The following is a 24,014-nucleotide window of genomic DNA, read 5'->3' on the forward strand; positions in this document are numbered from 1 at the left end:
TACTCGATAACCAAATACCTCTTTGAGGTTATTATTTGTTATGTGTTTCTTACTATAAATATATAAATTAATCTTAATAATTCAGCAAGACTATGATAAATAAAAGTCTTGCTGAAAATTATTTTTTAATTTCTAACCCAATTCATTTCTAATATTATTTGCAACAGTGCCTGAAGGACACATAAGTTGTCATAAAAAAGACAATTCGAGTAGAAGTGGGCTTTTCATAAAGTATTATGCTATTGATCTTAAAAGATTTGCATAGAGTATATTATGTTAGTTTTAGTTAGCTAATATTCTCCCTGCTTTAAACAGGGAAAATATGAAAAACTATACTTCGGATTTGTCTGACTCATGGAGAGATTATCCCTATTTCACTAATCAATTTTATTAATTAATTTTCGTGACCATCTACGCAAACTATCCCAAATACCTTTATTCTCAGGCGGTTTTCTAAAGGTAGCTTCTTTTTCATTATTATTTACTTCACTCTCTGGTTGAGCCATAGATTGATAATAATGAGTCTTAGCTAATTTATCCCTCTTTCTTTCTGCTGTGATTCGATCTTCGCTCCAACTACCAGCTTCAATTACTACATTTTGTTTAATAATGTAGTGTGAACGACATGCAGAATTCCAATTCCCAACAGATGGCGTCAGTGAAACACTTTCGCCATCAAAAATCATTTTCCAGTCGGTTGGTGATAATGGAGTAACAACCCGTTCTCCACAGCCGCAACAGCAGCTATGCACTGCTGTTGCATATTCCATTGAGATATATAAAACGCCTGTATCGATTTCACGTGGGATATTACGGATAAAATGGTTTGTTAGCTTTTTAATTTTCAGCATGTCAGATCCCCATTCAGTAACATATTTCCATCCGTAGTGTAGGTAGAGTGATGTTCATTCTCCAAATCTCTATAAAAGCCTCTCAATTTTTTCCATTTAATTACAGCTAAAGCCGCATTTAATGAGTTTAAATCAGCGACTTGTATATTAGATGCATAAAGATCATTCTCACCAACACTAGCAAATGAAATACGTCCTGAATGGATATGTTCGCGTTTATCAGGAGTACTACTTGTCACTCTCAAAATGCCACCAAGACTACCATTTACGAACTCTATTCCCATTCCAACATCAATAAAAGGTATATCAAGTAACTCCAATTTCTGAATGATCGCTTTCTTATCTTCACCAGCATCAATACAAATAAACGCAAACGAAGTTCCATTTAATAATTCAAGATTGGTAGAGTTCAAGCTAACTGGATTCGCAACAATATTACGATGCATTCGGTCGTAAATATTTTTGAAATAATTGACCTTCAGTGGCGCATTTCGCAGCTCATGTAATAAGGGAGCACCAGGAGCACGAAAAGCGTTATGCTGTAAAAACTCATCCGCATCAAACAGACGTATCTCATGTGCGGGAGTTTTGCAAACTAAATCAATAATATAACTTCCAGTCCCCCCAGTTCCAATTATTGAAACAACCTCGCTTTCTAGCTTTTCTGAAAGTTTGCCTATCCCGGCACGATCAGAAGCTGTATCAATATAATTAAAAATGCTTTCAATTTCAGTTTCATCAGGAGCACGAAATATCTTTGGACTCATACCTGGCTGTAATACCGCTGCTGGACCAGACAAAATCGTCGCGTAGGTAGACATTTTAGCAAAGTAATCTGGGTATCCTTCTGGACCTGGTTTACTTGAAAAGCTATGTTCAGCAGTAATACCATGACCAAAATCCATGTGCTGAGTTACATGGCGAATTTCATCTATAGGCATTCCATTAGCTTTACAAGGATATTCCCCATCCCAATGCATGACATGACACCCAGGTTTACGTGTATTATCACCGGCAAGATCCAATGATGTTACAAGGGTACCTTTGCGAACGCATTTTTGTGCATTTACATAAGGTACCTCTTTCATAACAAGGAAGCCGGCAATAATTTGCACATGATAGCCAGCTTCACGAAGCTGGCGTAAATCATCATTAAGATTGAATAGTTTTTGTGACATTGAAAATCGTCCCCTGATGTTTAACTTCAATAACCCCACCCTCCGCAAGCTCACCAGCATTTGGTCTAGATGCTGCATGACGATAAGTCATAGAGTAGATAATATTTGATCCGATTGGGTCATTAGGAAATGCCAGTTGGACAACCTGTTCAAATGTGACTTGCTTATTAGGTACTGATTCATCAAGAGAATTAATAGTGATGGTGTAACCCTGAACTGGTCGTTTAGCTGTAATAAAATGCTCTATACCAGGAGCTGTAAGATCCAGCAATTCATCAGGTTCAATAAGGCGATCAGTACCACCTCGCACCTCCAAAAATACGGCTTGATCTGGACTAATACCTGACAATACATACAAGTTGTTGGCCTCAATAGCTGACCTGCCCCATTTAAGCTGACGACCATCAAGTGTTAGTTTGAATTCCCGATCCGTACGAAAAGCAATAAACCGTTCAACTTCTCGCCCACGCAAGTCAAAAGTTTCATTTAATCGAATATCTTCAAATTCACCAGATGGTAATATCGCATAAAGAGTTACCTCATCCCGATCATCAAGCCCTACTACAGATAATATCTGCCGCCCTGTAGGCACTGGATCAGAAACAAAAGCCTGTTGGAAATTCACATTGTCTATTCCAACACTAATGCGATATCCATTTGCAGCTTTTAACGGACGGTTCTCACGAACCGCTTCGCCAACATCATCAAAATCATCCTGAATAGGATTCATATAAACACCTCTTAAAGTTTTGACCAGAAGGAATTTTCTGGCTACATCTCTTTAATCGGACCGACAAAGCATCGTCGGTAATTTTTTTATAATTTATTTTAAAAATTTTTCTTTATGATACCGGTCGGGACTCTACCGCAAATAAATAGCGCAGGACAATTAGGGCAGCTAAATGCTGAATCTGCTATTTTAAAATCACCACCACGGATACGAATGAAAATTTCTCGTAATTTGTCTTCAAAATTGTTTAGGGCTTTTGGTTTAAAGTCGAGAGGGTAAACCTTATTATCGGCTAAATAGACCAATTCTGCAGATGAATCAGGAAAAGTACTCTTTGCAGCAAGGGAAAATGCTGCATATTTTATATTTTTTGGGTCTGAACTAGGTGCATGACCAGTAAAGATACAGCGTAACGTACGCACATCATCTCGTAGCAGCATTTCATCAACATGAATTGTTATCTTTACACCTGCAACATTCAAAACTAATTTATCAAAAACTTCAACAATTGCTCCATTTCTGGACTGGATAAAAAAATTGAGCATCATCTCAGCGATATTACGATAATCACTTACGTATCCATGCTCATGTAAACCAAACTTTTCAAAAGTAGCCTCCAACATAGGTTTCCAATTTATTGAAGGATCATTATCTAAGCCAATTAATGCTTGAAATACATCGCGTACTGCTTCATGCATTTGCATGAATGCAGTTTCTTGTCTACGACCACCAATGCATAAAAGATGAGTATATAGAAACCGTCTAGGGCACCTATCATATAAATCTAAAGCATTAGCACTGAAACTTACATCTCCCTGAAATTCCACTACTAATGGGATACTTTCCGGCGCTATTGGTAATTGTAATACTGGGAGAGTTTTTATGTGCGAAACAGGGCCAATCCTTTCCAAAAAACCAGAAAGTGGACGTTGGATTTTTTTCTGACCTTTAGTCCTTGCACCATAAAAAAATAGTCTTTCTCGTGCACGTGACATTGCTACGTAAAAAAGACATTCTTGCTCATTGTCGTGAGCTTCTCTGGCTACATCATTAGATGAACCTTTACCACCAGCAACCATACCCTCAGGTGGTGGACATTTTGTCCGTCTATATGAGCCAGGTAGTGTATCTTTATTAACCCCACTTAAATGAACAACAGGAAACTCAAGACCTTTTGAACTATGAATCGTCATCAATTTGACTGCATCAATATTTTGGGCCGCTGTCGGAAGCTGACTGAGATCACGATCATCGTTAAGCTTAAGTAAACGACGTATTCGCATTATCATTTTTACTATGGGAAAGGCACTACCTTTAAGTTGTTGCCGAGCAAAATTCATAAACTGCCAAATAGCAATTCCTTCAGCTTTCCCTCCAACAGACTCTGATGTTGCAATTTCAGCTATCATTCGTGTGCGATCGAAAAGCACAGTCGCTAAAACATTCCAAGGGTGTGAGTGATTACTAAAACCCTGTAGTACATTTTTTAATTTTTCAAGTGAAGATAATCCCTCTGGGGATAAAGCTAACAATGATATGTCGCAGTCACAAAGTTCTCTTTCGCTTGTGCGTAGATGCTCTAGAATTTGAGTGACATCTTCCATTGGCATCTTAAATTCTGTACAACATGCAATACGAATCAATCCGGAAGCGCGTTTATCTGTCAAAATAGAGACCAATGCTATAAGGTCTTTAATTTCTGGTCGCTCAAATAAGCTACCCAGAAATAATACCGGAATTCCCAATCGTTCCAGATCCCGCCCTAATTCTGAGAGCTTGTCATTTCCCCGACACAAAACTGCTTGATCTCGATACTTAAAACCAAGATCACACATTTTATTAATTGATTCAGCTAAAGCGGAACTTACCAGGTCACCACTTTCTACTGTTCGTATTTCCGGAAGAAAACCTGATGCAGGGCGATTTGCAGTAAGAGCACTGTGTGTACCGCCTGTTTTCATATCTGATGCAAAGCTTGAAAATGATGTCACGATCTCTGAAGCAGAGCGGTAATTAATTTTCAGTGATTGACCTACACTCCCGGGAAAATCATCCACGCAAAAACGCGATATATTAAATGACGAGGCTCCACGAAACCGATAAATTGACTGCTTTGCATCACCAACGACCCAAAGATTATCACCATATGGTTTGAGAGCCTTTAATAACCTGATACTGCTCCTATTAACATCCTGATATTCATCCACCAATACATGCAGATAATCATGCTGCAACTGTTGACGTAACTCTGCATTAGCCTCCAGCAGTTGTACTGGTAGCATCACTAAATCACCAAAATCTAAACAATTTTCTTGTTTCTTTATCTTTTCATAAGCTTCGTATACTACAGCAACTTCTAATGCTCGTTCAGCAGTTTCACGTTCTTCTGCACTACTGGCCTTTGCTAGCATATTCTCTGCAAGAATTCGGTACTGTAATGCATCTATCACCTCATCCTTTGCCCGGGAAATAGCATTCAAAATATCGACAATATTTTGAGAAGGATCGTACAAATCACGATAATGATTTAAATTAAGACGTAAGAACTCCTCTTCCAGAAGTTCTACAGCCTCTGAACGATCCATTAAGCGGGGTTCCGCTGGTAAATCACATAAATCATGAAATCGACGAAGCAGATCAAGGCCAAACCCATGAAAAGTCCCTATCCAAAGAGCCGCTGCCTCATGGGGCTGCTTTCGTGCGATACGTTCTGATATTTCCGCAGCTGCTTTATTCGAGAAGGTTAATAACAATATCCGTCGAGGATCAACCTCTTCATTCAGCAAACTTTCAACTCTTGCTATGAGAGTTCGAGTCTTACCTGTACCTGGACCAGCCTGAAGTAAAAAAGCAGAACCTCTATGATTTACTGCATCATTCTGCTTTTCATTGAGAGGCATCTCTGGATCAATTTCTTGTGGTTTATTTTCAACCATAGGCAACAGCATTGCATCAAGCATTTGCTGTGCAACAACCTCAAAAGGTGCTCCGAGCTTACTAGCGATATCACTACAAGTCATATGGCATTCAAGATGCATTTTTTTAACAACTGAACGCGGAAGCAAGAATTCTCGGGCGAAAAGATCCATCTGAACTTCACGTCGTTGTCGATGGTTATAATCCACAACGCGACTTATTCCTGATAGTTCAGATTCTGCTGTACGGCTAGGGTCAATACTAATAACATATTCATCTTGTGTATCATCTCCTAGCTCAACATGACCAATTTCATGCGCTACAAGAAATGCCTGTTCAAAAGATGAACCAAAATCCTCATGTGTAATTAATCTATATGTGCTATCAAAGAACGCCCGTGCGCCATTTAATTCATCGGAACATTGTAAACACTTCTCTACGTCAATATCTCGAAACGCAGCTTCAGCAACAGCAAAAGCATAAGAGTTCCAAGGATCTAGCCCTCTGCCTACAGCCTCATGATGTAGTTTGTCAGCGCGCTGGCGAGCGATCTCGATAGCATCCATATCATTCGTCTCTATTTATTATCTCTTGAATTCGTTCTTCTGGAATAAGTGCATCATGAAGAATCTTTTCGAAAGATACCTTGCTTGGCGCAGTTGGTTTTACATTAGATTTATAACTTCGGCTATGTTGTGCTTGTGGTGGTAGTGCAAGAAAGGCCTTCAACTGAGCAGTCGTTACCTGTAGAACTATCGCAAGCCTATTAATAAAATGTAATGGAACAGATGACAGTTCAACTCTTCTTACTCCAAAAGCCATTAAAACTTGTTTGGGAAGATTTAATAACTTTGCTGCATTTGAGAAACGCTGTGGAGGTATATCTATTTGTTCCGATTGCTGGGTAAGCCCCCTACGAAATCGATCCAAAGCAGACTCAATACTTATTTCATCATCTGGGGTAAGTGGTACACAGTCATCAATTTCACGAGACAGCTCGAGTGACAGATCGACTAATTCATTAGAATATTCAGGAAACTCTATGAGATACTTTAGTAAGATATCTTTACTAGAATCAAATTCTACTGAGAAGTCTCTCAGTACATCCTCACGAGAAATATTTTGATCTCTCATTAAAATTTCTCCTTATTTTCTAGTTGTTTACGCAATATTGCAAGCGCAAAATCACGGTGCGTGCGAATAGTTTTATCTGACTTCTTCAACGTTTTAGTGATTGTCATTTCATTGGGATCTTTCGAAATAATGGGTATATCGTGACACCACATTACGACAATACGTTGCTGAAGTGGTGATAAAACATTAATCGCCTCATGTAGACTTCGTCGGTAATATTCTTTGTCAAGTTCATTTGCATCAAAAGGATCATAGGGTTCTAACGCATTTTCAACCTCTGGTAAGATATTTTCATCTTCACCATATAATCCTTGAGTGAGATTATCTTTATTTTGAATTTTATTTTGTGCATCAACTCGGTCTTTAGCTAATGCGCTGTTAAAGTTGACTTCAAAATAATCAAGACGCTCCTCATAACTATCCTGATCCACTAATAGTAAATCGATAAAATCATCACGAACTTTATCGCGGATTTCCATATTACTTAAGGAAGAAGTTCTTCCATCTAGGCTATGAGGTTTAGGAAGATTACGATGTATTCTTTCTAAGAGAGCTAGGAGTAACTTTTCACGAAGCCAAGAATTATCAGTATTTCGAATAAAATAGAGCAATGTTTCACTTGATATAAAACCCTCAATTGATTTTGGCCAAATAATACTTCTGGCAACAATCTCCTCATGACTGATTTTTTCTAGTTCATCAATCTCACATTCAACAATACTACGCCGAGTGTATAAAACACCTTCCCTATTAACCTTTCTTAGAGGTCTAGCCATAAAGCACCCTAACAACCTTAAATCGATAATTTTTTAACAATTATTAGTAATTAATCTTAAAGAACCAAAATATCTTATATAACAATAATATCAGTTAAAAAATTTAAGAGTTGGTAAATCCATAATCAATTCATGTTATTAAATTTCTATTGTTTAAAAACTTTAAAATTCCACTACTTTTCTACATCTATTATCAAAAAAATACCTGTTGTACTCAAGCTTGAAACTACAATATTACTAATTAGAGAGGCACTGTTGCAAATAGGCTGACATGATAAGCTAAATATCTTATTTATTTCGAGATACAGCAGATGAATCCCTTCCACGGTCGGCACTTTCAAGGTGAAATCATTCTTTGGGCTGTTCGTTGGTATTGTAAATATGGCATCAGCTATCGTGAACTTCAAGAAATGCTCGCTGAACGAGGCATAAATGTGGATCACAGTACAATTTATCGTTGGGTTCAGCGTTATGCTCCAGAAATGGAAAAACGGTTACGCTGGTATTGGCGTAATCCTACAGATTTACATTCATGGCATATGGATGAGACTTATATCAAAGTGAAGGGGCGATGGACTTACCTGTATCGTGCAGTTGATCAACGGGGTCATACGATTGACTTTTACCTTTCCGCTAGACGGAACAGTAAATCAGCCTATAGTTTTCTAGGAAAGATCTTCAATACGGTGAAAAAATGGCAAATTCCACGGGTCATCAATACAGATAAAGCAGCGACCTATGGCCATGCTTTATCACGATTAAAGCGAGAAGGAAAATGTCCAGTAGATATTGAGCACAGGCAGATTAAGTATAAAAATAATGTCATTGAATGTGATCATGGTAAGTTAAAGCGAATCATCAGGGCCACATTAGGATTCAAATCTATGAAGACTGCTTATGCCACAATTAAAGGTATTGAAGTCATGCGTGCACTACGTAAAGGACAAGCATCGTCATTTTATTATGGTCAGCCTCAGGGTGAAGTGTGTCTAATCAACAGGGTTTTCGGTCTCTAAGCACTTTTTAAAGGGAACATCATCGACTCAAATCTCTATTTGCAACAGTGCCTAAAAATACCGACCGACCGAAATTTCAAGAAATGTTGAACTATGTCCGGGAAGGGGATAGGGTGATTGTACATTCCATGGATCGTTTTGCACGAAGTCTAAAAGATTTGGTCACTGAAGTAGATAAACTGGTCAAAAGAGGGATCGCCATCCAGTTTGTAAAAGAGAATATTACTTTTACTGCCCAATCCACGCCGATGGATAATTTGATGCTGCAACTGATGGGTGCTTTTGCTCAATTCGAGCGGGAAATTATCTTAGAACGTCAGAAAGAAGGGATTAAGATCGCAGCAGCTCAGGGCAAATATAAAGGTCGTGTCCATAAATTGAATCCAGATCAAGCTAAAGCATTACTGCAAGCCTGGAAAGAAGGGAAGTATTCATCAAAAGTTGATCTGGCAAAAGCGTTTGGTATCAGTAGACAGGCTGTCTATCGGTATTTAAAACAAATTAATTAGTCACTAGATGGACTGAAAGGTGCCTACAAAATCAGTGGCTATTCAGATATTACAATTAGCTACCAAAAAAGTAGAGATGGTCTGCATCTACTCGTGGACTCTACTGGCTTGAAGTTTCTAGGTGAAGGTGAATGGAAATGCAAGAAACATGGATCTGAATATCGTCGCCAATGGCGTAAGCTCCATATTGCTATAGAAGCTGAAACCCTTCAAATACGTGCAGTACAACTCACGACAAATAATGTCAGCGATTCACAAGTGCTCGAAGATTTACTTTCTCAAGTTCCCTTGGATGAACGAATTGATTCAGTCTATACAGATGGTGCTTATGACACAAAGCACTGCCGACAAGTCATTTTAAATCGTGATGCACATGCGGTCATTCCACCCAGGAAGAATGCAAAGCCTTGGAAAGATCAGCAAGTCAGGTCTATAGAACGAAATGAGTTATTGAAAACAGTCAAACTGCTAGGAAGGTCACTTTGGAAAAAGTGGTCTGGTTATCATCGTCGAAGTTTGGTGGAAACCAAGATGCATTGCATCAAATTATTAGGCGATAAATTAACAGCAAGGAGTTTTCCTAGTCAGGTGAATGAGATTCATGCACGCGTAGCCGTCTTGAACAAATTCACAGAATTGGGGCGCCCTCACACCCAAGTTGTCACTTGAATTTGGCTCAATTAGGATCGCTCTATCTTTCAAACCTTTATGCAACAAAGCCAGTCCCTATGTTAATTTGAAGAATGCCTCAATCTGACGGCTGCGAACCGCCAGGGACAGGCGCAATGTCAGATTCTGTCGCGGCCTTGGCGCGTGCCTGGAAGCGTTCATAGCAATCCAGCCCGCAGAAATGTTCGACGTATTCCGCGCCTTCCGGGGTGAAGGCGGCATCGAGCGGAATTTCTTTGCAGCATACGCAGCAGGTGGTGCAACTGGCAGTGTTCGGGGCGTTTGCGTTCATGGTGGTACTCCTCCAGATTGGTAGCGAAGCTCAAAGCTGCCCACTCTCGGCTGGCTGGGAAGCGGTCATGATCTTCCCTTGAAGGCCCGCAGCAGCCGCGTCACAGACAGGACAAACAAGCCGGTCAGCGTGAGGGCTGCAATACCCCAGTGCTCCCCGATGAACGCGCCGGCCGTCGTGCCGGCTAGCACAATGGCGAGAATCGGCAAATGGCAGGGACAGGTGAGCACGGCCAGCGCGCCCCACAAGTAGCCGGTGATCGGTTTGTGCGTCTCAGACGGCAAGTGCTCTGGGCTGTTCATGGCAGACTCTCCGCGTGCTGTGCCGGTTCGGTTGGCATGGCGGCCAGTTGCATTTCGAGGCTGGCCAGGGCCTCGCGCCGACGCTCGACGAGTTGCCGCAACACGGCAAGCTGCGCAGACGCACCGTCACCGTCCGCAGCATCCAGCGCCCGGCACAGCCGCGCCAGCACATCCAGGCCGATGCCCGCTTCGAAGGCGGCCCGCACGAAGCGTAGCCGTTGCAAGGCGGCATCGTTGAACAGGCCGTAGCCGCCTGGGGTGCACGCCACCGGCCGCAGCAATCCACGCAGCAGGTAGTCGCGCACGATATGCACACTCACGCCCGCGTCATGTGCTAAGCGGGAAACTGTATAAGCGCTCACTGAACACCTCCTTTTCCTCACCCTGCGCAGCACAGGACAGTTACGTCCCGCTAGGCGATGACAGCTGTCGAGCAAGCTCTTGCCCAAGGCGAAAGGCCTCTTCGACGCCCACAACTTCGGCACCCTCATGCTGCGCGACCCAATCGTCAGCGGCAGCGGCGCTGGCAAAAAAGTGGACGTGGCAGCAGAAGGAGCAGCGAATGTCGGATGACGCATTTGGTCGCACCAGTGACACAACTGCGCTCGCCGGTTCGAGCCGGTGCAGCCCATCTGGCGCCACCGTAAGCGATACCTCTTCACCCGTTGTAGGGCAGCGCGAGGAGACGTACGCGCTCCTGCCGAGCAAAGCCGGGAATATTAATACGTCTAGGGCGCACCACGTGTAGAGACGTTGGCCGTCAATCTCAAAGGTATGCGGGGTTTCGCGCAGCGTAAGGCCATAGCCGACAATATTGCCGTCGTCGTCATACTCGGTGCTGGGGACCTGATCGAGTGCTGCCGCGACTCTGTCGGCCGGCCAGTCGAGCACGGTCGCGAGCGTTTTCCGCGAGACGGGACTTCCCTTGGCAATCTCGCGAAGAAGCGGAAGCAAGAGTTCAGTGGGATGTAGTCGGTTGATAACCGAGAAACGCTCCGCGATTTCTTTGACGAAGGTTGATGTTTCCATAGTTGTTTGGCTCCTTGGGGTTTGGTGATTTGATTCCGATTACCCGGCGCAGCAGGAAAGCTGCTTCACGTCCTTGCTGAAGGTCTGCGCCGCGAGCTTCAACCCCTCGACCATCGTCAGGTAAGGGAACAACTGGTCGGCCAGTTCCTGCACCGTCATGCGGTTGCGAATGGCGAGAACAGCCGTCTGGATCAGTTCGCCCGCTTCCGGGGCAACCGCCTGCACGCCGATGAGCCGTCCGCTACCTTCCTCAATGACCAGCTTGATGAAGCCGCGTGTGTCGAAGTTGGCAAGCGCACGCGGCACGTTGTCGAGCGTCAGCGTGCGGCTGTCGGTTTCGATGCCATCGTGGTGCGCTTCCGCCTCGCTGTAGCCCACGGTCGCCACTTGCGGGTCGGTGAACACCACGGCCGGCATCGCGGTCAGATTGATGGCGGCGTCGCCGCCGGTCATGTTAATGGCCGCACGAGTGCCGGCCGCTGCCGCCACATAGACGAACTGCGGCTGGTCGGTGCAGTCGCCGGCCGCGTAGATGTTCGGGCTACTGGTGCGCATGCCCTTGTCGATGACGATGGCCCCCTGCGCATTGACGGCTACCCCCGCCGCTTCCAATGCCAGGCTGCGCGTGTTCGGTGTCCGGCCGGTGGCGACCAGCAGCTTGTCGGCGCGCACTTCGCCCTGTCCAGTGGTCAGCACGAATTCGCCGTCCACATGGGCGACTTGGCTGGCTTGCGTATGTTCCAGTACCTTGATTCCTTCGGCACGGAAGGCGGCTGTGACGGCCTCGCCGATGGCAGGGTCTTCGCGGAAGAACAGCGTGCTGCGCGCAAGGATCGTGACCTGGCTACCCAGCCGGGCGAAGGCTTGCGCCAGTTCCAGCGCCACCACCGACGAGCCGATGACGGCCAGGCGTTCGGGAATGGTGTCGCTGACCAAGGCCTCGGTCGAAGTCCAGTAGGGTGACTCTTTCAGGCCCGGAATCGGCGGCATGGCCGGACTGGCACCCGTGGCGACCAGGCAGCGGTCGAACATCACGACGCGCTCACCACCCTCGTTCAAACTAACGATAAGGCTCTGGTCGTCCTTGAAACGCGCTTCACCGTGCAGAACGGTGATGGCTGAATTGCCGTCCAGGATGCCTTCGTACTTGGCATGACGGAGTTCTTCGACACGGGCCTGCTGCTGGGCCAGCAGCCGCTCGCGCAAGATCGTCGGCGGTGTGGGTGGCATGCCGCCGTCGAATGGGCTTTCCCGGCGCAGATGGGCGATGTGGGCGGCGCGGATCATGATCTTGGACGGCACACAACCGACGTTGACGCAGGTGCCGCCGATGGTGCCGCGCTCAATCAGCGTGACCTGCGCGCCTTGCTCGACGGCCTTCAGTGCTGCCGCCATCGCGGCTCCACCGCTGCCGATCACGGCGACTTGCAACGGGCGCTCGCCGCCGCTGCCCTTGTCGGCCGGCGGGGCATCGGCGAGCATCGCTTTGTAGCCCAGGCCAGCCACGGCGGCGGTCAGTGCGTCCGGCGCTGTGCCTGGATCAAGGGCGAGCTGGGCCGCGCCCTTGGCATAGGACACTATGGCAGATTGGACGCCGGGTACTTTTTCCAGCGCTTCCTTGACGTGCGCCGCGCACGAGTCGCAGGTCATGCCGGTGATTTTTAGATGGGTCATGTATTTTTCCTTTTCTGTGGTGGCTACGGCTGTTGCCGTCAGCCACGTTGTTCTGGCAATTCACAGCTGTCCGGCCCGCAGCGGCGATGTGCTGGCGAGATGAAATCCCAGACCGATACCCCAACCATCAAGGCCAGGCCGACATAGAGCAGTCCACCGCTCTGCCAGCCGTAAGCCCGCATTAAAAACACCGCTGCCAGCACCAAGATCGGGCCTATCGTGCCGAGCGCCGTGCGTCGCCACTGTCGATGATTGAGCCAAGCGATAGCATTGGCGAGTAACGCGATGCCGGCGAACATCGGCAGCAGGATGCCAATGAATAGCCCCTCGTACTGGCTCAAGAAGCCCAGTCCGATGGCCGCGCCAAAGCTGGCGATGGCAGGAAAACAGGCGGCGCAGCCCATCGCGGAAACGACGCTGCCGAGCGCGCCGGTTTTGCCAGCGATGCGCGTGATGAGTCCCATGTGTCGCTCCCGAGTTCGGTTAACGGATCAGCGTTTGAGGCTGGACGGATAGCCCGCGTCCTCGGTCGCCTTGGTCAACTTCTGGACGTTGGTCTTGGCATCGTCGAAGGTGACGACGGCCTGGCGCTTGTCGAAACTTACGTCGGTCTTGCTCACGCCCTCAACCTTGGAAAGCGCGTGCTTGACAGTGATCGGGCAAGAGGCGCAGGTCATGCCAGGCACGGACAGCGTGACGGTCTGAGTGGCGGCGAACACGGGGGCAACGAAAGCGGCGAGAGCGAGGGAGGCAAACAGCTTTTTCATGATGAACTCCTGATTAGTAGAAAAATGGCATGACGTAGGGAAAACCAAGCGCGACCAAGACCAACACGGCGACGAACCAGAAAATGAGCTTGTAGGTGGTGCGCACTTGCGGAATCGCGCACACCTCGCCCGGCTTGCAGGCTGCGGTCGGTCGGACGATGCGCCGCCAGGCAAAGAACAGTGCAACCAGCGCCGCGCCGATGAAGATCGGCCGATACGGCTCCAATACCGTCAGGTTGCCGATCCATGCCCCGCTGAACCCCAAGGCGATCAAAACCAGCGGCCCCAGGCAGCAGGCCGACGCAAGAATGGCGGCCAGCCCACCGGCGAAGAGCGCGCCGCGCCCGTTTTGTGGTTCAGACATACGCTTGTCCTTTCAAATTTGGTTTGGATAGCTTAAGCTTACTTCCGTAGTTATGTACGGAGTCAAGCGATATGCAAATTAATTTTGAGAATCTGACCATTGGCGTTTTTGCCAAGGCGGCCGGGGTCAATGTGGAGACCATCCGGTTCTACCAGCGCAAGGGCCTGCTGCCGGAGCCAGACAAGCCCTATGGCAGCATTCGCCGCTATGGCGAGGCGGATGTAACACGAGTGCGGTTCGTGAAATCGGCCCAGCGGCTGGGCTTTAGCCTGGACGAAATCGCCGAGCTACTGCGGCTGGAGGATGGCACCCATTGCGAGGAAGCCAGCGGTCTGGCCGAGCACAAGCTCAAGGATGTGCGCGAGAAGATGGCCGACTTGGCACGCATGGAGGCCGTGCTGTCTGAACTGATGTGCGCCTGCCATGCGCGGAAAGGGAACGTTTCCTGCCCGCTGATTGCGTCACTGCAAGACGGAACGAAGCTCGCTGCATCGGCGCGGGGGAGTCACGGGGTGACTACGCCTTAGCGTGCTTTATTTTCCGAATTCTGAGACGACCCCTAGATGCCTGGTCAAGACTGCATACTTGCAGTTTTGACCAAGCATCGGAATATAATTTTAAGCAATAAAAACAATATTATGTAGCAACTTCACAAAAAGATAATAATCAGCAGGTTACAGTGAGAAACCTAGATTAACTCGGCATCCTATTGTGAAAATCAATAGCAAAATCTGATTCAGATCGTGGTTCGGTATTGTAGAATTTGAAGCCTAAACATTTAACTTCCTTATAACCATGCTCTTTAACTTCATTTAAGAACTCAACATAGTTTTGTGAATCATCTTGATCTGCATCAAAAACAATTTGGCTTTCATCATCCAAACTAATCAATACTTCCTCTTTCCAAGTATCCTTTTCAAGCAAATGACCACCTTTAGGCTCAATTAAGCATTGATAGTACATTTCACTATTTTCAGCATCATTAATGATCAGCATGTAGTCAGGGCTGAATCTACGACCATCTTTAGGGCTAAACAACCAATAATCGAGTTCATTCCGTATCAGGTAAATCTCTGCACCCTTGTAGCGTGATTTAAGCTCGTCAATTTGAGTTGCAACAAACTTAACAAAGCGTTTTTCTTCACTTGTGCCATAGTTTTCACTGTAGGCGTACCAATCGGCAGTTTCAACATCAAACTGTAGATCGGGGTTGTCATGGCTTGACTGTGGTTTTGCACGTTCATCAGGTGCATGATCACTCGTTTCACCATCTGAATCTTGGATAGGGAACGAAACCAAGTAGATGTTCTTTTCTTGCTGAAAGATAGAGGATAGTGATTTAGGTCTAAAAATATGACTTCCTGTAATCAGAGGTGGATCAGGAAATTTGAACAACACCTATAAGTGATATTTTGCTCCCCAAATGATGTTATAAACATCAATATATGGAGTATTTTATGGCACGTAGACCAAGAAGAAATCATTCAAATGATTTTAAAGCTAAGGTAGCACTTGCTGCGATTAAAGCAGAAAAAACACTTGCTGAATTGAGTGCTGAGTTTGATGTTCATCAAAACCAAATTATTGACTGGAAAAATCAATTGATCTCAGCTTCCTCGCAAGCTTTCGATCAATCAAAAGCTCCAACAGAACCACCCATCGATCTAAAAAAACTACATGCAAAAATCGGTGAGCAGGCATTAGAAATTGATTTTTTAGAAGGTGTGTTGAAGAAACTGGGCCGCTTCAACCACAAAAGTTAATCGATGACTCACTTCAGATTTCAGTATCTAAGCAAGCTCAGCTGCTGAAAGTCTCCCGTGGTTGTTATTACTATCGCCCAAAACCTGTGAGTGCATCAGATCTGAAGCTGATGCGGTGTATGGATGAGTTACATATGCAATACCCTTTTGCAGGTAGCCGTATGATGCGTGATTTGTTGAATCGTCAAGGACATCATATAGGACGACGTCATACACGTACTTTAATGAAGAAAATGGGCATTAATGCGTTATATTGCAAACCAAATTTAAGCCAGGCTAATCAAGCTCACCGCAAATATCCATATCTGCTCAAAGGATTGGCTATTCAGCGCAGTAATCAAGTGTGGTCTACGGATATAACGTATATCCCTATGGCAAAAGGCTTTGTTTATTTATGTGCTGTGATTGATTGGCATAGCCGCAAGGTACTTGCGCATAGAGTATCGATTAGTATGGAGGTTACATTTTGCATAGAAACATTAAATGAAGCTATTGAAAAATATGGTCGACCTGAAATATTTAATACAGACCAAGGCAGTCAGTTTACCAGTGATGCATTTATTGATGTATTGAAATCAAATGGCATTCAAATCAGTATGGATGGTAAAGGTCGATGGGTTGATAATGTGATGGTTGAACGATTATGGCGGAGCGTTAAATATGAAGAGGTGTATCTCAAAGCCTACAGCAATGTTTTGGATGCGAAGAAGCAATTAAACGCATATTTTGAATTTTATAATTTGAAACGACCTCATTCGAGTCTGGACAAAATGACTCCAGATGAGTTTTACTATGACCAGCTACCACAACAAAATAAGGTAGCTTAACTAGAGCAGAGTATCACTTATAAATAAGCTTTTAGTTGTTCAAACATGTGGGACCACCTCTTTTTTGATCGATCATCGAACTCATCATCTGTATTTGTAATAATTAAACTAAAACTATGATTCTGAATTGATTTTTTAATAGAGTTGGTTGTTAGTAGCATAAGCTCACCAATTCTAAGACCATAGTTGAGCATGAGATGTATGATCAGAAAGTTTCTGAGTTGTACATTTTTAGATCTAAAAGGATTTAATTCATTGTATTTATTAGAGTTACTTGGTGAAATGACTGAATACAATCCTTTAATCATTTCCTGATTCATGCTCTTAAAATTATGATTTATCTCACTTTTAATTGTCTTATTGGCTTTTGAAAAATTATTTATAATTTTTTTCTTTATTGTCATATATTTATTCAAGTTTTCTTTAATTTTTTGAATTTCCTTCAACGTAAGTTGTGGCTGTGATTGCATGCTTAAGTATTCATTAATCAAGAAGTTGTAAAACTTTAAGAAGGATCTAACTCTATGACCAATTGTTGTGTAATTAATATGTTCTGAATTGCTTAGCCGTATAAGATTACTTTCAAGTTTTTTATTATTTTCTAAGTAAACAATGAAATTATCAATTTCACATTGAATGATCTCAAAATTATAGGATGTCGAATAGAACGACTCACAAAAGGACGTGGCAAACTTTTCAAACCAAAATTCATACCAAAATTTTATTGCGATTAAATCTGCATGCTGCGTAGAGATACTTTGAAATCTAAGAAATTTCATGGTGTACAGCATAGGGTACATACATGGACAGAATGAATCTAAATCAAATAAAAGAATAATTTGATTTTCGTTTGAGACTTTCTTTTCTAAATGAATTGTTTTTAAAGCAAACATAGTAAAGTTTATGAATTATTCTTAAGGTCAACATATCATATTTTATGATTGAAATAGAAATTAGTTAAGTTATTGAATCTTAGTTCAAGAAAGAAAAATATGAAGTTATTGTTAGGTGTATCGGAATTGTCATAATTAAAATTCTCAAAGGAGTAGAAAAGGCACTACCCCACAATTTTTTTCTCTCAAAATGTCATTCACTGTCATTTTTTAGTGGCAAGTACCAGGTGCAATTCTTTTTACGGTGTATTACACCGTAGATGTTTTGAGTGAGCTTAGCTGGCACCGTAAAAGTTTTGATCGACAAAATATCCAAAGTCAACTGGACTGTTAATCCATTTGCTAAACAAAACGTGAAACAGCAAATTATTGTAGTCTATATATTTTTCATAATTGTTCACGATACCTAAGTTCAGCAAGTTTTTTTCAAACTCAATGCGTTCAATGGGTTCTGATTTCACAAATGCATGGATGGATGCTTTGATTGTGGGAGGAAAATAAAGTGTCATCCTAACTACAGGACCCTGCAACGTAGCAATTCCTGCAAAAATCCATTTAAAACAATGACTTATTTCAATTCTGCCATCTGCAAGCGTTTTGTGGGGATGGAGGCCGGAATCATTAAAGTATCATCCTAATTTTCGCTCAACCTTGGAAAATGCTGAGAATCGTAAAAATAAAGTTTCATCCTTTCCGCTACTAGTTCAAGGCTTTCTTCCGGCCGCCGGCAACAACGCTGCTTGGCTGAGGCGATCCACTTGCGCTACCGCTCACTGATCAGATCGAACTTGAACTCGACGAGCAGCCAACCATCAGGCCGAGCGTGATCGCCAAAAAAAACGGATCATGCGAAATCCTTCGTTGAGTTTGGCGCGGGTTTTAGCAAATCAGCTGGCCCGCGATCCGGTTGAGAGTGATCCGAAGCGGTCCTTGACGACCGGCACAAATCGGCCGATTCTGTTGAAAAAGTAGCTTTAGCGGCAGCCTGCCGATCAGGTGTGCCTGCTGTCGAAGTGGCTGCAAGCCACTTCAAGTTGCCTTCCGGCGTTTCACTGAGCGTCCTTGCTCAGGTTTAAGGGTTAATTTGAGGGTTTCTGCTCGTAGCAGGCATACCTATCCCGTCAGCGGTGGCCCTTGAGGCAAAAGCTTGGCCATGCGGCGCAGGTTCTGCACCATCGCAGCCAAGGTGAATTCGTCAGTGGCACCCGTTAGGCCACGCAGTCGTAAACGGTCGAGTTTCATGATCCGTTTGAGGTGGGCGAAAAGCATCTCCACCTTCTTTCGTTCGCAGCGAGAGACGAGGTACTCCGGTGTCTTGGCGATGCGTCGAGCCACGTCGCGGGCAGCCTCATGGATGCTGCGGACGATCTTCCGATTCGGCGTGTTGGGGCAGCATTTCGCTTTCAACGGGCAGGTGGCGCAGTCGGTTTGGCTGGAGCGGTAAATGACGGTTTTGGCCTTAGTTACCCGCGACCTTTGCTGGGTGAAGGCGCGCCATTCACTGCGTAGCGGTTTGCCGGCTGGGCAGCGATATTCATTGGCGTCCTGACTCCAGTGAAAGTCGTTACTGGAGAGGCTGTCGTCCTTGCGCTCGGTCTTGTCCCACACCGGCACATGCGGTTCGATGTCCTTTTCTTCGACCATCCAGGCCAGCATCGGGGCGGTGCCATAAGCGGTATCGCCGATAAGGCGTTCCGGTGTGAGATCGAACTGCGCCTCGACACGCTCGACCATCGTCCTAGTCGAATCGACTTCGGCGGTACGGTGCGCCGGGGTAGCTTCCACGTCCATGATCACACCGTGCTCAGTGTCGATCAGGTAATTCGTGGAGTAGGCAAAAAAGGCCGGGCCACCTGGCGCTGCTGTCCAACGGGACTGAGGATCAGTGAGCGAAATTTTCTTGGGAAGAGCCTCAGCCAGCGCCTCTTCATCAAGGGCTTCGAGGTACTCGCGCACTGCGCGGCTGCTGAGCTTTGGATCGTTCCAATCGACCTCATCTCCCGCCACCCCACGTTGCCGGCTGGCATCCGCCTTAATGATGCTGGCGTCGACGGCGAAACCTTCACCCTTGACTAGGCCGGCTGCCATGCAGCGCCGCAGCACCTCATTGAATAACCAGCGGAATAGATCGCTGTCACGAAAACGCCCATGGCGATTCTTCGAGAAGGTCGAGTGATTGGGGACTTCGTCTTCCAGACCCAACCGGCAGAACCAGCGATAGGCCAGGTTCAGGTGCACCTCTTCGCACAATCGCCGCTCGGAACGAATGCCATAGCAAGTAGCCGACGACCAGCATGCGCACCATCAACTCCGGGTCAATCGAGGGACGCCCGATGGGGCTATAGAAATCTGCCAGGTAGGCACGTAGATCACTGAGATCCAAGCACTGGTCGATGCTGCGCAGGAGATGTTGGGCCGGGACGTGATCTTCCAGATTGAACGAGTAGAACAGGCGCTGCTGTCCTCCCGGTAACTGTCCCATCATGCTGTTCGCCCCCACGCTCGCTGACAAAGCAATTTTGCCAACGGCATGGGGAGGCCGCTACTTTTTCAACAGAATCGGCCGCACACAGCCATTCGGCTCAACAGAACCCTGCCTTTACCCCACCAAACTCCGGAAACTCGCCCGGTAGTCCGTCGGCTTGAGATGCACATGTTGGCTGAGGTCGCCGGGTAGCGTGAACAGGCGCGGACCGTCCCGAAACTGGAACACGCGATACAGATGGAATTGATCGCCCGCCTCCTTGGAGAATTCGAGTTCGTTGTGGCTGACCAAGAAAGACGAGCCTACCCCGCCATTGGTGGTTTTCACCTCGATGAAGCGCTCATGGGCGTCCTCTTCGAACGACAGGATGTCGAACCCCGCACCGTCTCCCTGGGTGTCGGACACCCAATCCAGCCGCTGAAAAAGCTCTGGGTGGCCGAGCTCGGTCAGGCGTTGCTGTTCGTAGCCAATCACCCACTGCTCCCCTGCCCGGCCCAGCTTGCGGTTGGCTTCATCGCGAGCGGCATAATCGAACTTTCGCGGTAGGCGTTGCCGTAGAGATGCCGGGGTACGCACAAGCACTTCACGGGCGGGTGGTTCTACCAAAGCCGCTCGGTAGGTTTTGTCACCCGGAAGTTTTACCTCCTCCAGGGCATCGACAAGAGCGCCGACCGTCTGCTGATGTTCCAGAACGTAGGCGTGTACGGATTTACGCAGCAGCAGTTGGCTGTTGCCGCGTGGCTTGTAGCCGTTGATATAGGGCAGGCCCAGGGCATCGAGTACGGCGCTAATGTTCTGGTGCTTGAGCTCGACTGAAGACTTGCTGCGACCGTTCAGCAGTTGGCGCAGTGCCTGGTTGTGCTCGGACTTGTTGTACGGCTCCCCAGCCGCCTCGGCACGCAGCATGTCGAAATAGTCTTCGACCGTGGCCAGGACCTCTTCTTCGGACCAGTCTTCGCCGATGCGAATGATGCGAAACCCGAGCCGCGTCAGCGCCGGAACGACGGTCGCCTCGCCACCGGAGAAGCTGTCAGCAGTGAGCGGGCCCTGCTCGGGAAATTGCTTGCCGAAGGCCACACCGGCGATGGCCTTGGAATCGCAATCGGTGCCGGTCTTCGGATCACGTACCAGGAAGTCGCGGGACTTGCCGTAGCCGTGGCGCGCCAGGAATTTCGTGCGGCCCAGTTGCACGAACTCATCGATGGCAGCCTGCACGGCGGCGGGGCTTCGAAGCTGGGAGAGTTGAGACACAGGGTCCTTCCTTACTGTCATGGTGTGCCGGGAACCGCCGAGCCACGAGATTATGAGTAGCCCCTGAACAGAAACGTCACGATAAAAGCCGTGAACGCCACCAGGCCCATTAAATCCCTTGCGTATTTGCAGCCCGTGCTGTCCAAACCTGTACCAGGTCCGATCAACACGCTCCAACCATTGAGGTACGAAAACACCGCCTGACCGAACAAAAAATGCGTGATAGCCGCCGCAGCCATGACGCCGGAATCGTCAGACAGGCTGTAGCTGTTGACCATTGCCCTGTACGCCTGCATCTGAAATGGCTATTGCCCTGATGGGAGCCGGCTTTTCAGCCACCGACACCAGCGATGCCGTCAATATTCTTTACCCGATAACCATGACCGTACAAGCTAACAAGGCCTGGCAAGCCAGCGGACTTAAAAAGTCTTTTTTTCTACCATCCCACAAAAAAGTTCGTGGTGGAGAAAAGATAAGCTATGCAAGGCTTTAGGAGACGTGGTTTTTCAGGATGACGAAGAACGATTCGGCGCTAGGTGCAACATAGGTGCATCGCACGAGCGCTAGGAACGGCGAAAAAAGGCGGACGTGGCGAAATCGGTAGACGCAGCAGACTTTAAAATTGGAGTGCCCGCGGGGAAATCCGCGGAGTAGAACCGCTCAAAGTCGGGGAACGCTAACGGGCAATACCCTAAGCCAATCCCGAGCCAAGCCCCTTCGGGGGAAGGTGTAGAGACTGGACGGGCGGCGCCTAAAGCCTTCGGGCAATGGCGAAGGGACAGTCCAGACCACGAACGTCATCAGACGGCGGCGAAAGTCGAGGTGGTACGAAAATCTGCTTCTCTGTGAGAGTACGGGTTCGAGTCCCGTCGTCCGCACCACAAAGCCAAACATCCCTGCGATGATCGACCTCTGGGCGTTTGGTCGTGAGCCCGCCACCCTCGCGCTACGCTTTGCGCAGGCGTCGAAGGCGATCAGGTGCGCCCATCGATTCCGTCGAGCACCATCGCTGCGAGTTCATCGCTGGTGTGTGCACCACTATCGAGAACACGGGTTGTGCATGGAAGCCGTTCCCTTGCGGCCAAGCATCGGGCGACATTCGCTAATCGCCACTCTCGAATCTCCGCATTTCGATTCGGGTCAGGATGCATGGTCTGGTTCGCGATCCGGTGACGCAATAGGTCCTCGTTGAGCGTCAGAAAGATGTGCAGCAGCTGATCGTCGATCCGCCTTACCCCGTCGAGTATCTCAGTCAGATAGTCCGGGTGCACGAGCGTCATTGGGATGATGATGTCCTGCGAGTAATTCCTTCGAATCTCCCTGACCGCCGCGATCGTAAGTCCCCTCCACAAGGGGAGATCCTGATAGTCTCCGCTCGCTGGCATGGGGACCGTTTCTTTCACCACGAACCCGATTTCCTCGGGGTCAAAGATCAGCGATTTGGAACGCCGATCGCGCAGCCGCTTAGCGAGCGTCGTCTTTCCGGCGCCGAAAGGTCCGTTGATCCAGATTATCATTGTCGACGGCCTCTAACCTGAAGGCTCGCAAGAGCGCTCGACGGCCTCGTGCGGAGGCACGATCGGAGTGGTTCCGAAATGCTTCTCAAGATAGGTGACGCCGAACGTCACGATGTCCTGCGCGTCGAACAGGTAGCACTGAGCAAAGCCCACGACACCTTCTCGATGGCGACCGAGCTTCACGTAAGCATTTGCTATAGTTTCAACCGCATCCGGCTTTCCTTCGATAGCAAAGCAATCGAGAATGCCGTTTGAATCGTAATCCGATGCCGTTTTCCAGGCGACTTCACCGTCTCTTCCAAGCATCGGCATCTCATACGTCACCCACCGTTTGTTGGGGATATCGGCAACCGCCTCGGCGTAGTGCAATGCGGTAACGGAGTTTAGCGGCGCACCCAACAGCAGGGCCTTCCCGCCAAGGCGAACGAACCGCTCGACGGGCGATCCTTCCCCCAAGGCGTGACCGAGTTCGTGAGGCTCCGTCAGCGTTTCAGCCAGCGGACCAACCGCGACCATCGATGCATCGGGGTGCGCGCTGCGCCGCGCGCCGGGGGCTTGAACCAGAAATTGATTCAGCAGGCCGAACCCACGGTAAGTCCCGGCTGTTGCGGGATCGAACGGCAGCCAGGTACGGCGGGCTTCGTCATCCAGCCGAGCGCCATTCAGAGTCTCCTCGTAGGGTGATCGGTCCCACGACGCGTATCCCATCACAGTGCCAGTCGGCCCAACCGCGGAGCGTAACGCGGCAACGACCGTCTCCGCTCCTCCTTCGACCGGACCAATCGCTTTAAGTGAGGCATGCACCATCAAGAGGTCACCGGTTTGGACTCCGAGTTTTTGAAGCGCCTCCGTTATTGCCTTCCGCGTATGCATCGCGATATCTCCTCTAAACTGCAAAACACTATACCTATCGAGATATCACTCTACTATACCTATCGAGATATAGAGGTGGTCCCACTTGTTTGAACAACTAAAAGCGTATTTATAAGTGATATTCCGCTCTAGTTAAGCCACCTTGTTTTGTTGGGGTAGCTGATCATAGTAAAACTCATTTGGTGTCATTTTGTCTAG

23 protein-coding genes and 4 pseudogenes are annotated in these 24,014 nt (G+C 47.2%); 6 read left to right on the forward strand and 21 right to left on the reverse strand.

The genetic code is table 11. The features are described 5' to 3' along the window. Positions 1–377 precede the first annotated feature (377 nt). From HYG93_RS15495 to HYG93_RS15520, 6 genes are all read right to left on the reverse strand, one after another. A complete protein-coding gene (locus tag HYG93_RS15495) occupies positions 378–851 on the reverse strand; it encodes a DUF6527 family protein (protein WP_005093359.1) in 474 nt (157 codons plus the stop codon). Continuing rightward, entirely contained in the window at positions 845–2,029 is a 1,185-nt protein-coding gene (locus HYG93_RS15500) for a ThiF family adenylyltransferase (protein ID WP_005093361.1), read from the reverse strand. The genes HYG93_RS15495 and HYG93_RS15500 overlap by 7 nt, the downstream gene beginning before the upstream one ends. After that, entirely contained in the window at positions 2,004–2,759 is a 756-nt protein-coding gene (locus HYG93_RS15505; RefSeq protein ID WP_005093363.1) for a multiubiquitin domain-containing protein, read from the reverse strand. The genes HYG93_RS15500 and HYG93_RS15505 overlap by 26 nt, the downstream gene beginning before the upstream one ends. 98 nt (positions 2,760–2,857) lie before the next feature. Next, positions 2,858–6,241 carry a UvrD-helicase domain-containing protein gene (locus HYG93_RS15510; protein ID WP_033917444.1) on the reverse strand — a complete coding sequence of 1,128 codons (3,384 nt, stop codon included), beginning with the start codon at positions 6,239–6,241 and terminating at the stop codon, positions 2,858–2,860. Between the two features lies 1 nt (position 6,242). Beyond that, positions 6,243–6,809: a hypothetical protein gene (locus HYG93_RS15515; protein WP_033917445.1), complete on the reverse strand. Its 567-nt coding sequence runs from the start codon at positions 6,807–6,809 to the stop codon at positions 6,243–6,245. Beyond that, positions 6,809–7,585, reverse strand: a complete 777-nt coding sequence (locus HYG93_RS15520) for a hypothetical protein (protein ID WP_005093369.1) — start codon at positions 7,583–7,585, stop codon at positions 6,809–6,811. Before HYG93_RS15520 ends, HYG93_RS15515 begins: the two co-directional genes overlap by 1 nt. A gap of 311 nt (positions 7,586–7,896) precedes the next feature. Between HYG93_RS15520 and HYG93_RS15525 the strand changes: the two genes are divergently transcribed. From HYG93_RS15525 to HYG93_RS15535, 3 genes and pseudogenes are all read left to right on the forward strand, one after another. Further along, positions 7,897–8,601 (forward strand): IS6-like element IS1008 family transposase, encoded by a 705-nt coding sequence (locus tag HYG93_RS15525; protein WP_001067783.1) that lies wholly within the window; start codon positions 7,897–7,899, stop codon positions 8,599–8,601. 53 nt (positions 8,602–8,654) lie between these two features. After that, a pseudogene (locus HYG93_RS15530) lies at positions 8,655–9,110 on the forward strand (recombinase family protein); the annotation flags it as partial. A 45-nt stretch (positions 9,111–9,155) separates the two neighbouring features. After that, positions 9,156–9,779, forward strand: a pseudogene (locus HYG93_RS15535) (IS5 family transposase); the annotation flags it as partial. Between the two features lie 79 nt (positions 9,780–9,858). Here HYG93_RS15535 and HYG93_RS15540 read toward each other — a convergent pair. The 8 genes from HYG93_RS15540 to merT form a co-directional block, all read right to left on the reverse strand. Beyond that, entirely contained in the window at positions 9,859–10,071 is a 213-nt protein-coding gene (locus HYG93_RS15540; RefSeq protein WP_000993245.1) for a DUF3330 domain-containing protein, read from the reverse strand. 65 nt (positions 10,072–10,136) lie between these two features. Continuing rightward, a complete protein-coding gene (merE, locus tag HYG93_RS15545) occupies positions 10,137–10,373 on the reverse strand; it encodes a broad-spectrum mercury transporter MerE (RefSeq protein WP_001087807.1) in 237 nt (78 codons plus the stop codon). Next, the gene (gene merD / locus HYG93_RS15550; protein WP_033917457.1) at positions 10,370–10,735 is read right to left on the reverse strand and encodes a mercury resistance co-regulator MerD; all 366 of its coding nucleotides are present in this window, start codon (positions 10,733–10,735) and stop codon (positions 10,370–10,372) included. Before merD ends, merE begins: the two co-directional genes overlap by 4 nt. Positions 10,736–10,775: 40 nt before the next feature. Further along, positions 10,776–11,402, reverse strand: a complete 627-nt coding sequence (gene merB, locus HYG93_RS15555; protein WP_033917456.1) for an organomercurial lyase MerB — start codon at positions 11,400–11,402, stop codon at positions 10,776–10,778. A 39-nt stretch (positions 11,403–11,441) separates the two neighbouring features. Next, on the reverse strand, positions 11,442–13,076 hold the full coding sequence (merA, locus tag HYG93_RS15560) for a mercury(II) reductase (protein WP_033917455.1): 1,635 nt from the start codon (positions 13,074–13,076) through the stop codon (positions 11,442–11,444). 38 nt (positions 13,077–13,114) lie between these two features. Continuing rightward, positions 13,115–13,540, reverse strand: a complete 426-nt coding sequence (gene merC / locus HYG93_RS15565; protein WP_000522996.1) for an organomercurial transporter MerC — start codon at positions 13,538–13,540, stop codon at positions 13,115–13,117. A 27-nt stretch (positions 13,541–13,567) separates the two neighbouring features. After that, positions 13,568–13,843 carry a mercury resistance system periplasmic binding protein MerP gene (merP, locus tag HYG93_RS15570; protein WP_004178136.1) on the reverse strand — a complete coding sequence of 92 codons (276 nt, stop codon included), beginning with the start codon at positions 13,841–13,843 and terminating at the stop codon, positions 13,568–13,570. 13 nt (positions 13,844–13,856) lie between these two features. Beyond that, positions 13,857–14,207 (reverse strand): mercuric ion transporter MerT, encoded by a 351-nt coding sequence (gene merT / locus HYG93_RS15575; protein ID WP_001294659.1) that lies wholly within the window; start codon positions 14,205–14,207, stop codon positions 13,857–13,859. Between the two features lie 71 nt (positions 14,208–14,278). Here merT and merR point away from each other — a divergent pair, with 71 nt between their 5' ends. After that, positions 14,279–14,734, forward strand: a complete 456-nt coding sequence (merR, locus tag HYG93_RS15580) for an Hg(II)-responsive transcriptional regulator (protein ID WP_001166626.1) — start codon at positions 14,279–14,281, stop codon at positions 14,732–14,734. Between the two features lie 166 nt (positions 14,735–14,900). On the opposite strand, the gene HYG93_RS15585 is transcribed toward merR, so the two are convergent. Further along, positions 14,901–15,605 (reverse strand): hypothetical protein, encoded by a 705-nt coding sequence (locus HYG93_RS15585; RefSeq protein WP_228716448.1) that lies wholly within the window; start codon positions 15,603–15,605, stop codon positions 14,901–14,903. A 59-nt stretch (positions 15,606–15,664) separates the two neighbouring features. Here HYG93_RS15585 and HYG93_RS15590 point away from each other — a divergent pair. Further along, a protein-coding gene (locus HYG93_RS15590; protein WP_223235881.1) for an IS3 family transposase occupies positions 15,665–16,797 on the forward strand; the annotation gives its coding sequence in 2 pieces (ribosomal slippage) (positions 15,665–15,917 and positions 15,917–16,797; 1,134 coding nt in all). Positions 16,798–16,856: 59 nt separating this feature from the next. Here the strand turns inward: HYG93_RS15590 and HYG93_RS19600 are convergent. The 4 genes and pseudogenes from HYG93_RS19600 to HYG93_RS15610 form a co-directional block, all read right to left on the reverse strand. Continuing rightward, positions 16,857–17,690, reverse strand: a pseudogene (locus HYG93_RS19600) (site-specific integrase); the annotation flags it as partial. Positions 17,691–18,803: 1,113 nt separating this feature from the next. Further along, a pseudogene (locus HYG93_RS15600) lies at positions 18,804–20,175 on the reverse strand (IS1182-like element ISCfr1 family transposase). A gap of 114 nt (positions 20,176–20,289) precedes the next feature. Further along, entirely contained in the window at positions 20,290–21,426 is a 1,137-nt protein-coding gene (locus HYG93_RS15605) for a DUF3883 domain-containing protein (RefSeq protein ID WP_000080860.1), read from the reverse strand. Positions 21,427–21,476: 50 nt separating this feature from the next. Continuing rightward, positions 21,477–21,704: a hypothetical protein gene (locus HYG93_RS15610; RefSeq protein ID WP_000248278.1), complete on the reverse strand. Its 228-nt coding sequence runs from the start codon at positions 21,702–21,704 to the stop codon at positions 21,477–21,479. Between the two features lie 23 nt (positions 21,705–21,727). Here HYG93_RS15610 and HYG93_RS15615 point away from each other — a divergent pair, with 23 nt between their 5' ends. After that, positions 21,728–21,919: a hypothetical protein gene (locus HYG93_RS15615; RefSeq protein WP_000951934.1), complete on the forward strand. Its 192-nt coding sequence runs from the start codon at positions 21,728–21,730 to the stop codon at positions 21,917–21,919. Positions 21,920–22,400: 481 nt separating this feature from the next. On the opposite strand, the gene HYG93_RS15620 is transcribed toward HYG93_RS15615, so the two are convergent. After that, complete coding sequence (locus HYG93_RS15620; protein ID WP_000587837.1) at positions 22,401–22,943, reverse strand: AAA family ATPase; 543 nt, start codon at positions 22,941–22,943, stop codon at positions 22,401–22,403. 12 nt (positions 22,944–22,955) lie between these two features. Then, on the reverse strand, positions 22,956–23,816 hold the full coding sequence (aac(3)-IId, locus tag HYG93_RS15625; RefSeq protein WP_000557454.1) for an aminoglycoside N-acetyltransferase AAC(3)-IId: 861 nt from the start codon (positions 23,814–23,816) through the stop codon (positions 22,956–22,958). Positions 23,817–24,014: the final 198 nt, after the last annotated feature.

This window comes from Acinetobacter sp. SwsAc6 (genome assembly GCF_013391565.1).
Classification (GTDB): Bacteria; Pseudomonadota; Gammaproteobacteria; order Pseudomonadales; family Moraxellaceae; genus Acinetobacter; species Acinetobacter cumulans.